The sequence below is a fragment of the Candidatus Pantoea formicae genome (assembly GCF_011752625.1).
Classification (GTDB): Bacteria; Pseudomonadota; Gammaproteobacteria; order Enterobacterales; family Enterobacteriaceae; genus Pantoea; species Pantoea formicae.
Map to the genome: position 1 here is coordinate 623168 of NZ_VWXD01000004.1, position 14254 is coordinate 637421.

Here is a 14254-nt window from a genome sequence, read left to right on the forward strand (position 1 = left end):
ATCTGGGCCAGCACGCAAAAGGGGCGACCATTTGGTCGCCCCTTTTTTATTGTCTCTACCGCTTAGAACAGATCAATAAACGGCTGAGTATTCAATAAAATTCCAATAAACAGTACCAAACCAACATAATTGTTGTTCAGGAACGCCTGGAAACAAGGATCACGCTCGCGCTGAGCAATCAGCTTTTGCTGATGCACAAACAAGCCACCCGCTAATAACAACGACCAGTAAAATGCGCCATTCAGATTGAGCATCATGCCCACCAGCGCCATAAGACCGAGCGTAGCCAGCTGCAACAAGCCAATGATCAGTTTGTCGTAACGACCAAACAGAATCGCCGTGGATTTCACACCAATTTTCAGGTCATCATCTCGGTCCACCATCGCATATTGCGTATCATAGGCCACTGTCCAACAGATATTCGCCAGGAATACTAACCAGCAAACAAAGGGTAAGGACTCACTCACTGCTGCCCATCCCATTGGGATAGCCCAACCGAACGCCGCACCCAATACCACTTGGGGTAAATGGGTAAAGCGTTTCATAAACGGATAGACCCAGGCTAACGCTAGCCCACCAAACGAGAGCAGAATCGTCATACGGTTCATAGTCAGCACCAGTGCAAATGCCACCAGCCCCAGCACCACGAACAAAATTTTGGCCTCTTTTTCGCTTACAGCACCACTCGCCAAGGGGCGTGAAGCGGTGCGTTTCACGTGTCCATCGACTTTGCGGTCGGCATAGTCGTTGATCACACAACCCGCAGCACGCATCACATACACACCAAGTACAAACACCACCAGCACTGACAGAGGAGGTACGGCCATGCCCGAGAGCCACAGTGCCCACATGGTCGGCCACAGCAGTAAGAGCGTGCCGATCGGCTTATCAATGCGCATCAGGCGGCGATAAGCCTGCCATTTGGTCATGGTTAAGGTCTTTTCCACAATCCTTTATCCTTGCTCCAGCGCACGATACAGCGGCGACGCTGGAAGAAACAGTTCAGTTAACATCAGCGGTTTACCCGACAAACGCAAGCGCGAGCGACGGCCCCATAAATCATCCACTTGGCCGGGATCAATAAAATCACGGCTAAGCGTTGAAGAAGCAAACAGATAACGTCCTAGCGGGCGCGTTCCCAAATTCTGCAGCATCATTTCTGGCCCATTCAGCGTGCTTTCTGGCACCACGGTGCGTCCGATTAACCAAGGCTCGCCATCGCCACATAGCACGATCTCACGCAGCCAAAATCGTTCATCGGCTGGCAGAAACTCTGCTTCTTGCGCCATCTCATCGGCACCAATAAAGCTTTCGCGGATGAGCTCAACTGTCACTTTCTGGCAATGCTGCTCAAAGCGACGCGTCATGGAATCCTCTTCCAGTAACCAGTCGAGTAAGGCGGGCGAAAGTGAAGGGGAAGTGGCTGGCAGCCAGTGCAGTGCGCGCAACTGGCGCAGCGCTTGATGCGACATCAGGACATCTCCGGAAAAAAAGTTGCCCTAGTTTAACGCAGAGAAACGGACGTGGCACTGTTGGTTATGCCACGTCAGAGAAAGAAGATTTATTATTCGCGTTTCAACCGATTACTGTTTGCCAGCCACAAGGTGATCACTAAAATCAAGATCGCTGCCGAGTAGTAAAGCGTGTCGAATGGGTTTTTGTGGTCGACGATGATCAAACGAATGATCGCGGTGATGCCGATATAAATGAAATAGCGCAGTGGGAAGTGATAGCCCGACTGGAAGTATTTCACGATCAGCGCGATAAACTCGAAATAGAGAAAATAGATAACGATGCCTTCAATCAGCAGATAGGAAGACGCCTGTTCACCGGTGCTGAAGAGCACGTTGGCTAAATGGATGGTCTCTTTTCCAAGAAACACCACCAGAATGATGGCCAGCGTGACCAGGCCAATGTTTAGAACCCACTGCAAAACCGAAGCAATTAGCTGCCCCGGCGCTGATTTTGTTGTCATTTTTGCGCCTTAACGTACGAGAACTCACTGGCGCTATCATGCTGTAGCGTGATCAAAATCACAATACACTACACATCAACATCCACACAGAGCGCGTCATAGCGCCAGTACTCACAATCGCAGTCAATAACCCGTCCCTGAAGGTCGCGGTTGATGCGTGTGATCAACAGCCCTGGCGTACCACTGGCAACATTAAGCGTTGGTGCGGCACGCGCAGGCAGCGGCCCCGGTAAAATAGTAAAACGCGCGCCGCCGTAGCGAATGCCGTAACGCTGATCATAGAGGTCGGTCAGCGAGCGTGTCAGGTCTTCCTCAAGCAAGCCGGGGAAAAATGCCGGATTGAGGTAGTGCTCGACATAAAGCACCGCGCGGCCATCGATGCGACGCAGACGGCGAATCCGGTACACCACATCCCCTTCCAGCAAAGCCAGATGGCGGGCAATGGCCAGTTGCGCCGGCACTTCACGTGCCTCAATCACTTCCGTTGTGGCAATACGCCCTTGTTCTGCCGCCATCGCATGAAAATGGCTGTGATGGGCCGGGTTGTATACCAGCCGCGGCGGCGCGAGAAACCAGCCGCGCCGAAGTTCGCGATAGATGATGCCCTGCGCTTCCAGCAAGCCCAGTGCTTCGCGTAGCGTAATGCGCGTGGTGGAATAGTGTTCACTTAAGCTGCGCTCAGCTGGCAAGCGCCCGCTGGCAAATTCACCGTTTTCAATACGTTCACTTAGCGCCGCAGCAATCACATCCACTGTCTTTGACGACATTTCTTTAGCCTCATTTTGGGGCAAATCTGCACTATGACAGTTCGATGACGACAATATGACAGGCATACCCCACGCTTTCGTGCGCTGTATCCGCATGTGGAGCTGCGCGTCACGCCACATTTCACCACCATGGTCATAAAACCTTCATCTACACGGGCTACATTGGCTCGGTTCTTGCTGGACTAGACCAAGATGTCCCACAACTTACACCCGGAGCAACCGAGATGAAAGCGTTTATCTCCTCTTTAGTAGCCAGTGCCGTACTGCTTGCGCTGCCCGCCGCGCACGCCGCCGATAACGACCTTGCCGCGCTGGAAAAAGCCGCGCGCGCTGAGGGCCAGGTCAACAGCGTCGGTATGCCAGACAGCTGGGCGAACTGGAAAGACACATGGAATGACATCAGCAGCAAATATGGCCTGAAGCACAGCGATACCGATATGTCATCGGCGCAGGAGCTGGCTAAATTTGATGCAGAGAAAGAGAACGCCAGCGCGGATATCGGTGATGTGGGCGCAGCTTTTGGCCCTATCGCGGTCACCAAAGGCGTGGCACAGCCATATAAACCGACCCATTGGGATCAAATCCCAAGCTGGGCGAAAGATAAAGAGGGTAACTGGATGCTGGCCTATACCGGTACCATCGCCTTCTTGATCGACAAACAGCAGGTAAAAGATGCACCGCACAGCTGGGCCGATCTGAAAAAAGGTAAGTATGTGGTCACTATCGGTGACGTCGGCGTCGCAGCTCAGGCCGCTAACGGCGTACTGGCCGCTAACTACGCCATGGGCGGTGATGAAAAGAACCTGAAACCGGCATTGAGCTTCTTCGGTGAGCTGGCAAAAGAAGGCCGTCTCGGTGTGACCGATCCCGTGATTGCCAACATCGAGAAAGGTGAGATTCAGGTTGCCGTGGTGTGGGACTTCAACGGTCTGAACTACCGCGACCAGATTGATAAGAACCGCTATGAAGTGGTGATCCCTTCTGATGGTTCCGTGATTTCCGGTTACAGCACCATCATCAACAAATATGCCAAGCACCCTAACGCCGCCAAACTGGCGCGTGAATACATCTTCTCTGATGCCGGTCAGATCAACCTGGCGAAAGGTTATGCACGTCCAATCCGCGCTGAGCATTTAACGCTGCCAGCCGATGTGCAAGCCAAACTGCTGCCGCAGTCTGAATACAAAAATGCCCGCCCAATCAAAGATCAGGCTGCATGGGATAAGACGTCCAAAATGCTGCCGCGCCTGTGGCAAGAGAACGTGATTATTAATATGAAGCAGTAATGTTCTGTGGGGTCTCCTTTTATGCGCGCCCGCTTGAACGGTCGCCATAAATGGCGACCCTACGTATGATTGATTTCGTAGGGTGCGCATTTATGCGCACCTGGTAAGGAACGGGAATGAAAACAATCCTGGTGGTACTGGATGGCCTGAGCAATCAGGTGGCACAGCATGCGATGGGCTATCTGTTTGCCGAATGCAAACAGGGCAACGGCCAATATTACACGCTCACCTGCGAACTGCCTTCGCTGTCGCGACCGCTGTACGAGTGCATTTTGACCGGTATTCCGCCGGTGCAGAGCGGCATTATTCATAATGGCGTCAATCGCTTGAGTAATCAGCGCAGCATCTTCCATTACGCACGTGCCGCCGGATTAACCACCGCCGCTGCCGCCTATCACTGGGTAAGTGAGCTTTATAACCAATCCCCGTTCAACAATGCACGCGATCGCCACACCGTCGCTCCCGATTTGCCGATTCAATACGGCCACTTTTACTGGGACGACAGCTATCCGGATTCACACCTGTTTGAAGATGCTGAGAGCCTGCGTCTGAACCACGATCCCGACTTTTTGCTGATTCACCCGATGAATATTGACGATGCCGGACATAAGCACAGTTTGTCATCGCCGCAATACCGCAACCGTGCACGTATGGCCGATGGCTATTTGTCACAGTGGATGCCCGGCTGGCTCGCCGCGGGCTACCAGGTGATTGTCACTGCCGACCACGGCATGAACGATGACCGTTCACACGGCGGCATTTTGCCGGAAGAGACGCAAGTCCCGCTGTTTGTGTTTGGCACAGGCTTCTCGCGCCAGCCCGACCTCGAACCGCAGCAAACTGAACTCTGCGGCATTGTTTGTACGCTGCTTGGCGTTGAACACGATAAACCGGTCTGTCACGGTTTGCTGGCGGAGCCGCGTTAATGAAGGGCAAAACGCTCGCCACCCTGCTATTGCTGCCCTTTACGATTTTCTGGATCGCCTTCCAGCTCGCGCCGCTGCTGTGGATTGCCATCAACAGCTTCTGGAGCGACATGAATGAACGTTGGGGCATCGATAACTACACCGATATCCTGACCTCACCGTTTTATCTACAGGCATTTCGCCTGTCGCTGGATATCTCCATCTGGTCGAGTATTTATGGCCTGCTGATTTCGCTGTTTGCCGGCTATTCACTACATCAGTTGGGCAGCGGCCGTTTTCAACGCTTCCTGATGTCATTCACCAATATGACCAGCAACTTCGCGGGCGTCCCGCTGGCCTTTGCCTTTGTGATTCTGCTGGGCATGAACGGTTGCCTGACGCTGCTGCTGCGCCATTACGGCATGATGGAAGGGTTCAAGTTGTTCTCGCGTGATGGCATGGTGCTGGTTTACACCTGGTTCCAAATTCCACTCGGCATTCTGCTGCTCTATCCGGCATTTGATGGGCTGCGCAAAGATTGGGAAGAGTCGGCGGCTCTGCTGGGTGCCAGCCGCATGCGCTACTGGTGGCACATCGGTTTACCCATTCTGTTCCCGGCGCTGCTCGGCACTTTTGTGATTTTGCTGGCCAATGCACTCGGCGCCTACGCCACCATTTACGCGCTCACCACCGGCAACTTTAACGTGGTACCCGTACGTATTGCTGCGCTGGTTTCCGGCGACATCTCGCTCGACCCAAATACCGGCGGTGCATTGGCGATGTTACTGGTGCTGATTATGGCGCTGATTACCGTGGTGCAGCAGTATCTGGTGCGCCGCAGCTATCTCAACGCGAAATCACAGGAGTAGAACGTGTCTCGCGCGGAAAAAATTTATCATCGTCTTATTATCTGGCTGCTGCTGGTTATCCTCGCCGCCCCGCTGCTGGCGACGTTGCTGTATGGCATCTCCACTGACTGGAGTGACACCATTCTGCCGCGGGGCTTCACCTTGAAGTGGTTGGTCGAGTTATGGAGCGATCCACGCTTCTTAACGGCGCTTGGCCATTCACTGCTGATTTGTTTTGGCGCGCTGCTGTTCTCGCTAGTGCTGGTGCTGCCTGCAATGTTTGTGATCGCTTACTATTATCCGCGACTGGATGCGGTGATGAACGTGCTGATTCTGATGCCGTTCGCCGTGCCGCCGGTGGTGTCATCAGTGGGGCTGTTACAGCTTTACTCGTCTTCTCCTTTGATGATTACGGGCACGCCGTGGATCCTCATCGGCTGCTACTTCACCATTGCGCTGCCGTTTATCTACCGTGCGATCGCCAACAATATGCAGGCGATTAACCTGAAAGAGCTGATCGACGCTGCTCATCTGCTGGGTGCCAGCACCTGGCAGGCTGCGCTGTTCGTGGTGCTGCCCAATCTGCGCAAAGGGGTGTTCATCGCCGTGCTGCTCTCCTTCTCTTTCCTGATAGGTGAGTTTGTATTCGCTAACCTGCTAGTTGGCACCCGCTATGAAACCTTGCAGGTATATCTCTACAATATGCGCAATGGCAGCGGCCACTTCACCAGCGCGCTGGTGATCTCCTATTTTGCCGTCGTCCTGCTGGTCACCTGGCTGGCGAATGCCCTCAATCCTGAACGAGGCTGACCATGAGTTACCTGAATGTCACCCAACTGAATAAAAGCTACGGCCCGACCAGCATCTTTGAAAATATCGATTTTAGTGCCGACGAAGGCGAGTTTGTTACCCTGCTCGGCCCCAGTGGCTGCGGGAAATCGACCCTGCTGCGCTGCATTGCTGGATTAACCGATGTCGACAGTGGAAAAATTCTGCTGCAGGGCCAGGATATTGTTCCGCTGCCACCTCAGAAGCGCACCATCGGCATGGTGTTCCAGAGCTATGCGCTGTTCCCGAACATGACGGTGGAGAAGAACGTGGCGTTTGGGCTGAAAATGCAAAAACTGGCAGGCGGTGATATTCAGAAACGGGTCATGGACGCGCTGGCGCTGGTTGAACTGACTGATTTTGCCCGCCGCTATCCACATCAACTTTCTGGCGGCCAATGCCAACGCGTAGCCCTTGCCCGCTCGCTGGTAACACGGCCCCGTCTGCTGCTGCTGGATGAACCGCTATCCGCGCTGGATGCGCGTATTCGTCGCCATCTTCGTGAGCAAATCCGCCATATTCAGCAAGAACTCAAGCTCACTACGATTTTCGTCACCCACGATCAGGAAGAGGCGCTGACACTGTCAGACCGTATCGTGCTGATGAACCGTGGCAAAATCGTGCAAAACGGTAACGCTGAAGCCTTGTATACCCAGCCCGCCGATCTGTTCGCCGCCGGATTTATCGGTAACTACAATTTGTTGAGTGCCGAACAAGCCGCGCAACTCACCGGCCAGACCTTCAGCGGCCAGGTGGCGATTCGCCCTGAATCGATCCGCCTAAGTACGCCACAAGAGGGTATCCCGGCCACTATCCTTAGCCACAGCCTGCTCGGTAACGTCATTCGCTATCGCGTATTGGCCAATAGCGTTGAGCTGTCGGTGGATGTATTGAACCGAAGCGTAGCGGATTTGCACCCTAATGGCATGCAAATTGGTCTACAGTTAGAGATGTCGACGTTGCGCCAGGTCGCTTAATTTTAACAAGAAATTGGCAACGCAACGCGGCGGCATCCTGTTCCAATGCAGCCCTGTTGTCGTTGTAAGAATGGCCTTCGCGCCATTCAGCGGGCGCCTTCAGGCGCGCCCTCACCCTTCGGCGGACAGTGGGTACGATTAAATCCTGAAGGATGAGGAATCGTCTGACGTGTTAACCCTACTAAACCTCTTGTCTGCCGTGGCGTTGCTGGTGTGGGGCACGCACATCGTGCGTACTGGCATCATGCGTGTCTACGGCGCCGATCTGCGGCGCATTCTCAGCCGCAGCGTAGAAAAGAAACCCATGGCGTTTCTCGCCGGGATTGGCGTCACCGCGCTGGTGCAAAGCAGCAACGCCACCACCTTACTCGTCACCTCCTTTGTTGCCCAAAATCTGGTTAGTCTCACGCCAGCGCTGATTGTGGTCCTCGGTGCTGATGTCGGTACCGCCATCATGGCGCGTATTCTGACCTTCGATCTCTCCTGGCTGTCACCGCTCTTTATCTTCTTTGGCGTGGTGTTCTTCCTCAGCCGCAAACAGACGCGCGCCGGACAAATGGGGCGTGCTGCCATTGGCCTCGGCTTAATTCTGTTAGCGCTACAGCTGATCGTGGCCGCTGCTAAACCGATTACCCAGGCGGCGGGTTTACAGGTGCTTTTCTCCACGCTAACCGGCGATGTCATGCTGGATGCACTAATTGGCGCGGTATTCGCCATCATCAGCTACTCAAGCCTTGCGGCAGTGCTGATTACCGCCACCTTGACCGCCGCAGATGTGATTTCATTCAAAGTCGCACTTTGCCTGGTTATTGGCGCCAACCTCGGCAGTGGCTTACTGGCGATGATCAACGCCAGCGGTTCTAACGCGGCAGGCAAACGTGTGGCGCTCGGCAGTTTGCTGTTCAAGCTGATTGGCAGCCTGGCGATCCTGCCGCTGGTGAATTATGTTGCCGATCTCCTCGACAAAATGCCGGTAGACGATGAAGAACTGGTGATCTTCTTCCACGTGTTTTACAACCTGATCCGCTGTCTGATTATGGTGCCCTTCGCCGAGCCTATGGCGCGTTTGTGCCGCCGCATGATTACCGACGATCCTGAAACCGATCTCCATTTGCGGCCCAAACATCTCGACAGAAGCGCCCTGGACACGCCTGCACTGGCGCTGGCCAACGCCGCGCGCGAAACCCTACGCATTGGCGATGTGGTTGAGCAGATGATGGAGTCATTCAACAAAGTGGTGCATGGCGAACTGCGAGAAGAGCGCGCAGTGCGGCGATTAGATGATGATGTCGATGTTTTGTACACCGCCATTAAGCTCTATCTGGCGCGTATGCCAAAAGAGGATCTGGCCGAAGAGGATTCGCGGCGCTGGGCCGAGGTTATCGAGATGGCACTCAACCTTGAGCAGGCGGGCGATATTATCGAACGCATGTGTGCGGACGTGGCGGTGAAATCGCTGAACGCCCGTCGGGCATTTTCCCCCGAAGGGCTGGAAGAGCTGAACACATTGCAGGAGCAGGTACTCAACAATCTGCGCCTCAGTTTGTCGGTGTTTCTGTCGAAAGATATCCCAAGCGCGCGCCGACTACGCCGCTCCAAACACCGTTTTCGCATCCTGATTCGCCGTTTCTCACACGCTCACGTCGAGCGCCTGCATCAGAAGAATGTGCAGAGCATCGAAACCAGCTCCCTGCATTTAGGGTTGCTAGGAGATATGAAGCGTCTGAACTCGCTGTTCTGTGCGGTGGCGTATACGGTGCTGGATCAGCCAGATGATGAGCGAGATGAAGACTGACTGCCAAGTCGCCATTTATGGCGACCCTACAAGACGGAAATATGTGGGTTTTGTAGGGTGCGCATTCATGCGCACCTGGAAAATATTACGACAGCAAACTGAACGCGATCATACCGACAATCGCACCCGTGGTACCTAAGATGGTTTCCATCAGCGTCCAGGTCTTCAACGTTTCACCTTCCGTTGCTCCCGTGAAACGGCCAAACAGCCAGAAACCGGCATCGTTGACGTGGCTGATAATGATGGAGCCACCCCCGATACAAATCGACAGCGCCGCCAGCTGCGCGCCGCTGTAGTGCAGCGGTTCAATCACCGGCATCACTAAACCGACCGTGGTTAAACAGGCTACCGTCGCCGATCCCTGAATCACACGGATCGCACCGGAAAGGATGAAGCACGCCAGCGCAATCGGCATACCGGCACCGGTCAGCGCGTGTCCCAATACCGGGCCGACGCCAGAATCCACCAGCACCTGCTTGAACACACCACCCGCACCGATCACTAGCAGAATAATGCCTGCCGGTTGCAGCGCACTGCCGCACACCTGCATCACCTTCTCTTTGTCCATGCCCTGGCGATAAGCCAGACCGTAGATCGCCACCAGGCACGCCAGCAGGATCGCCGTGAACGGATGGCCGATAAATTCCAGCCACTCATAAAGACGTGAATCGGGTGTGGTGAAGCGCGCACCAATGGTTTTCAGGCCCACCAGCAGTAGCGGGAACAAAATCAACGCCAGGCTGAAGCCAAACGACGGCAGTTTGCCCTCTTCCACGTCCGGTTGATGGTCTTCGGGAGGCGCACTGAAATTGACATGGCGAGCAATAAAGCTGCCAAACAGCGGACCAGCAATCAGCATGCCGGGAATGGCGGCACACAGGCCCAGCAGGATCATCCAGCCAAAGTCCGCGTGCATCTGGGAAGCCAGCAGCATCGGCGCCGGTCCCGGCAGCAGAAACGCCGCTGAGGCCGCCACACCGGCAAACAGTGGAATGACCAACTTCACTAAGTTGCCATTGGTACGACGCGCCACGGCAAAAGCAATGCTGATCAGTAAGACCACCGCCACTTCAAAGAACAGCGGCAGCGCGCAGATCAATCCGGCAATCCCCATCGCGTAGTGCGCCCGGTTTTCACCAAAGGCTTTCAGCATGCGGATAGCAATCTGATCGACCGCGCCGGTTTCATGTAGAATTTTGCCGAACATCGCGCCCAATGCCACCACGATGGCGAGAAATCCGAGCGTTCCGCCCATGCCTTTTTGCATGGTATCGGCAATTTTATCCAGCGGCATGCCAGAGAAAAGACCGGCACCAATCGAGACTAACATCAGGGCGACAAAGGCGTGCATACGTGCTTTCATCACCAAAAACAGCAGCAGCAGGACAGAGCCTGCTGCGGTTAACACCAACGTTGCGGTACTCATCACTAACCCTTGTTGATTGCTTCCTCAATGGTCGCAACCGTGGCCGCAACGACTTCATCCAGTGAATGATTAATATCAACCACCAGTACATCGGGCTCGTCTGCCCCAGGTTCTTGCAAGGTTTCAAACTGCGTGACCAGCATCTGTGGCTTAAAGAAGTGACCTTTACGCGCTTTCAGACGGGACTCGATGGTTTCGAAATCACCCTTCAGATAGATGAATTTCAGGTTCTCGTTGCCCTGGCGCAGGATATCGCGATAGGACTTTTTCAGCGCCGAGCAGACGATAATCGACACAGCTTGGGTGCGCTGCATCGCAAACGCCGCATCATTCAATGCCTGCAACCACGGCTGACGATCGTTATCGTCCAGTGGATGGCCATCGGCCATTTTCATGATGTTGCTACGCGGATGGAGGAAGTCGCCATCGAGAAAGGCGCTGCTCAACTGATGGGAAACCTGATTAGCGACGGCAGACTTTCCGCTGCCGGATACGCCCATCAGGATAAAGACGTGGTGCGATGGAGATGGCGTTGTCATTGTTTTGCGCTCCGGCAGTTCATCTGCCAATGTTACCGATAACAAATTTGATTGCCATTGTCGGAGCCAGTAAGAAGGCTGGCAACCCTTGTTAGCCGGAAAAGCACGAAAGTGTGAACTGACTCAAAAAATCGCCAAAATCAGATGCTGCCACCTTCGGCAATTTCGAACCCGACATCCAGCGGCTGGGTCACGCTATCATCGCCGCCAATCCGCGCCAGTAGCATTGCCGCCGATTCACGTCCCATGCGCTCACGGGGCGTTAACACCGTGGCCAGACGTGGCGTCACCACTTGGGTAATATCATGGCCATGGAAACCGGCAATCGCCATTTGCTCTGGCACGCTCAGTCCCTGACGCTGACACTCAAACATCGCACCGACCGCCAGGTCATCATTGGTACAGAACAGGCTGTCGGTCTCGGGATAGCGCTTTTGCGCCTCACGCAGCAGCTGTGCACCGGCACTGAATGACGAGGCATCTTCCATCATTACGCTATGCGGTATTAACCCTGCTTCACGCATCGCTTTCTCATACCCCTGCTGTTTTTGCAGAGTACGTTCATCAAGGCGCGCGCCAAGGTAAACGGTGTGACGATGACCCTTTTTCAGAATAGCATGCGTCATCTGACGTGCGGCTTCGACGTTATCGAAGCCCACTGCCATATCAAGGCACGGCGTGACGGAATCCATCATTTCAATCACCGGGATGCCCGCCACTTCCAGCATGCGTAACGTGCCCGGCGTGTGTGTACGTTCAGTAAGGATCACCCCATCGATATTCCAGCCCAACAGCGATCGCAACTGCAGCTCTTCTTTCTGTGCGTTGTAGCCGAAGTGCGCCACCAGCGTTTGATAACCGGCTTCATCGGTTACGGTTTCGATACCGCGTAATACGTCAGCGAAAACCTGGTTGGTGAGCGAGGGAAGCAAGACACCAATCGCGCGACTGGTGGCATTTGAGAGCATATCGGGGGCGCGGTTAGGGATATAGCCGAGTTCATCGAGTGCCACGGCGATTTTGTCGCGCAGCGCCACGGAGACCTGATCGGGATTACGCAGGTAGCGACTGACGGTCATTTTTGTGATGCCGACACGATCGGCAACGTCCTGTAGTACCGGCCTTTTCTTCTTCATCGTATGCGCCTTAGGTCAGAGATACGATGAGTCTATCATTTTTTTGTCATCATCAGGCTGTGCGGCGGTAAGCGCCAAAACTGCGCGATGCATTGCGCCGCAACCGATCGCATGGAATCGGTCGCGGCACCCTTTACAGCACAGAATTTACACCGGCGGCAGATCAAACAGCAGAATCTCTGCATCGCTGTCAGCGGTGATGGTCAGCGCACTCTCATCCCAGATCGCCAGCGCATCGCTGGTGCCAACCTGTTCGCCATTGACGCTCACCAGGCCTTTCACCACCTGAATCCACACACGACGACCCGCTTCAACAGTCACCGCGTCAGATTCGCCTTCGGCAAACACCCAGCGCGACAAAGTCATGTCCTGGAACACTTTCAGCGATCCTTCGCGCTCATCCGGTGACAGCACAAACTGGCGACCTTTCACATCCTCGAAGCGGCGCTGCGCATAGCGCGGCTCAATGCCTTTGCGCTCTGGAATGATCCAAATCTGATACAGATGCAGCGGATCTTTGTCACTGGCGTTGTATTCCGAATGGCGCACACCGGTACCGGCGCTCATGATCTGGAACTCGCCTGCTGGGATCTGCTCTTTGTTGCCCATGCTGTCCTGATGTTCCACGGTGCCAGACAGCACATAGGTCAGGATTTCCATGTCTTTATGCGGATGGGTACCAAAACCCTGGCCGCCATCAATCACATCTTCATTGATAACGCGCAACGCGGAGAAGCCCATAAAATTGGCATCGTAATAATCCGCGAAGGAAAAGGTGTGCCAGCTATCGAGCCAACCGTGATTGGCGTGACCGCGTTCTTCAGCTTTGCGTACGTAGATCATGTTCAATTCTCCTCAATGTTTTTTACAGTGTGGACCTGAGGTAGATCTATTGATAGCTGAAAAACTTCACGCCTCTGTTCAAAAATGCTGAATGTTTTAACGAGGATTGCACAGGAGAGATGAAGGAGGTAAATCGCAGGCAAAAAAAAAGCCAGCACCCGAGCTGGCTAAGAAACACTGGAAGCAATGTGAGCAATGTCGTGCTTACCCGGTATGTCAGGAGACGTTCCCGGTCCGCATGACAATAATAATCATTATCATTCGCGTCTGTAAACCCCTTTTGAGAATTATTTTCCATTGACGACTCGTGAGAATTCCTTGATGTTAAAGGGGATTTTATTCACTTTGCACAAGGAGTCGCTTTATGAGTCAGGTCACTGTTCGTCACGCCACGCCCGAAGATGCCGCTGCTCTCACCTATCTTTACAGCCAGCAAGAAACCCAGGCCGGCACGCTGCAGCTTCCTTATCAGTCTCCGGTTCTATGGCAGGAACGCCTCAAAGAAAACCGTCCAGGCCAATACCGTCTGGTGGCGTGCATTGATGAACAGGTCGTGGGTCAGTTATCGCTGGATGGCATTACGGTGGCACGCCGCCGCCATGCCGCATCGATTGGCATGGGCGTTGATCCCGCCTTTCACCGTCGCGGTGTAGGTTCAGCGCTAATGGCGGCGATGATTGACCTGTGTGACAACTGGCTACAGGTGACGCGCATTGAGCTAACAGTGTTTGCCGATAACCATAAAGCGATTGGCCTGTATCAAAAGTTTGGCTTTGAAATCGAAGGCACCGCGAAGCGTTTTGCGATGCGCGACGGCGAGATGATTGATACGCACTACATGGCGCGCTTGAAATAACCCTTAAGGTAAGGCCGTCCTGTTAAACAACGCACTGAAGCCAATGAGCAGGCTGGGGCCGCTCCGGGGCTGG

15 protein-coding genes are annotated in these 14254 nt (G+C 54.2%); 7 read left to right on the forward strand and 8 right to left on the reverse strand.

The genetic code is table 11. From position 1 onward, the window contains the following. Positions 1–62 precede the first annotated feature (62 nt). The 4 genes from ubiA to F3J38_RS15465 all read right to left on the reverse strand — a co-directional run bounded on the left by ubiA (position 63) and on the right by F3J38_RS15465 (position 2742). Entirely contained in the window at positions 63–929 is an 867-nt protein-coding gene (gene ubiA / locus F3J38_RS15450; protein WP_205298279.1) for a 4-hydroxybenzoate octaprenyltransferase, read from the reverse strand. Between the two features lie 24 nt (positions 930–953). Further along, on the reverse strand, positions 954–1472 hold the full coding sequence (gene ubiC / locus F3J38_RS15455) for a chorismate lyase (protein ID WP_167139791.1): 519 nt from the start codon (positions 1470–1472) through the stop codon (positions 954–956). 92 nt (positions 1473–1564) lie between these two features. Then, the gene (gene psiE, locus F3J38_RS15460; protein WP_167139793.1) at positions 1565–1975 is read right to left on the reverse strand and encodes a phosphate-starvation-inducible protein PsiE; all 411 of its coding nucleotides are present in this window, start codon (positions 1973–1975) and stop codon (positions 1565–1567) included. A gap of 68 nt (positions 1976–2043) precedes the next feature. Continuing rightward, on the reverse strand, positions 2044–2742 hold the full coding sequence (locus F3J38_RS15465; RefSeq protein WP_167139795.1) for a UTRA domain-containing protein: 699 nt from the start codon (positions 2740–2742) through the stop codon (positions 2044–2046). Positions 2743–2966: 224 nt separating this feature from the next. On the opposite strand from F3J38_RS15465, the gene F3J38_RS15470 reads away from it, so the two are divergent. The 6 genes from F3J38_RS15470 to F3J38_RS15495 all read left to right on the forward strand — a co-directional run bounded on the left by F3J38_RS15470 (position 2967) and on the right by F3J38_RS15495 (position 9381). Next, positions 2967–4028, forward strand: coding sequence for an ABC transporter substrate-binding protein (locus F3J38_RS15470; protein WP_167139797.1), 1062 nt, complete (start codon positions 2967–2969; stop codon positions 4026–4028). A 116-nt stretch (positions 4029–4144) separates the two neighbouring features. Beyond that, entirely contained in the window at positions 4145–4954 is an 810-nt protein-coding gene (locus tag F3J38_RS15475) for an alkaline phosphatase family protein (RefSeq protein WP_167139799.1), read from the forward strand. Next, positions 4954–5802, forward strand: coding sequence for an ABC transporter permease (locus tag F3J38_RS15480; protein WP_167139801.1), 849 nt, complete (start codon positions 4954–4956; stop codon positions 5800–5802). The genes F3J38_RS15475 and F3J38_RS15480 overlap by 1 nt, the downstream gene beginning before the upstream one ends. A gap of 3 nt (positions 5803–5805) precedes the next feature. After that, on the forward strand, positions 5806–6591 hold the full coding sequence (locus F3J38_RS15485; protein WP_167139803.1) for an ABC transporter permease: 786 nt from the start codon (positions 5806–5808) through the stop codon (positions 6589–6591). Between the two features lie 2 nt (positions 6592–6593). Next, positions 6594–7586, forward strand: a complete 993-nt coding sequence (locus F3J38_RS15490) for an ABC transporter ATP-binding protein (RefSeq protein ID WP_167139804.1) — start codon at positions 6594–6596, stop codon at positions 7584–7586. Positions 7587–7755: 169 nt separating this feature from the next. Continuing rightward, positions 7756–9381, forward strand: coding sequence for a Na/Pi cotransporter family protein (locus F3J38_RS15495; RefSeq protein ID WP_167139807.1), 1626 nt, complete (start codon positions 7756–7758; stop codon positions 9379–9381). 85 nt (positions 9382–9466) lie between these two features. On the opposite strand, the gene gntU is transcribed toward F3J38_RS15495, so the two are convergent. The 4 genes from gntU to F3J38_RS15515 form a co-directional block, all read right to left on the reverse strand. Then, entirely contained in the window at positions 9467–10807 is a 1341-nt protein-coding gene (gene gntU / locus F3J38_RS15500) for a gluconate transporter (RefSeq protein WP_167139809.1), read from the reverse strand. 2 nt (positions 10808–10809) lie between these two features. After that, the gene (gene gntK, locus F3J38_RS15505) at positions 10810–11346 is read right to left on the reverse strand and encodes a gluconokinase (protein ID WP_167139811.1); all 537 of its coding nucleotides are present in this window, start codon (positions 11344–11346) and stop codon (positions 10810–10812) included. Positions 11347–11486: 140 nt separating this feature from the next. Next, the gene (gene gntR / locus F3J38_RS15510) at positions 11487–12482 is read right to left on the reverse strand and encodes a gluconate operon transcriptional repressor GntR (RefSeq protein ID WP_167139813.1); all 996 of its coding nucleotides are present in this window, start codon (positions 12480–12482) and stop codon (positions 11487–11489) included. A 147-nt stretch (positions 12483–12629) separates the two neighbouring features. Further along, entirely contained in the window at positions 12630–13325 is a 696-nt protein-coding gene (locus F3J38_RS15515) for a pirin family protein (RefSeq protein ID WP_167139815.1), read from the reverse strand. A 364-nt stretch (positions 13326–13689) separates the two neighbouring features. Between F3J38_RS15515 and F3J38_RS15520 the strand changes: the two genes are divergently transcribed. Beyond that, positions 13690–14181 carry a GNAT family N-acetyltransferase gene (locus F3J38_RS15520; protein ID WP_167139817.1) on the forward strand — a complete coding sequence of 164 codons (492 nt, stop codon included), beginning with the start codon at positions 13690–13692 and terminating at the stop codon, positions 14179–14181. Positions 14182–14254 lie beyond the last annotated feature (73 nt).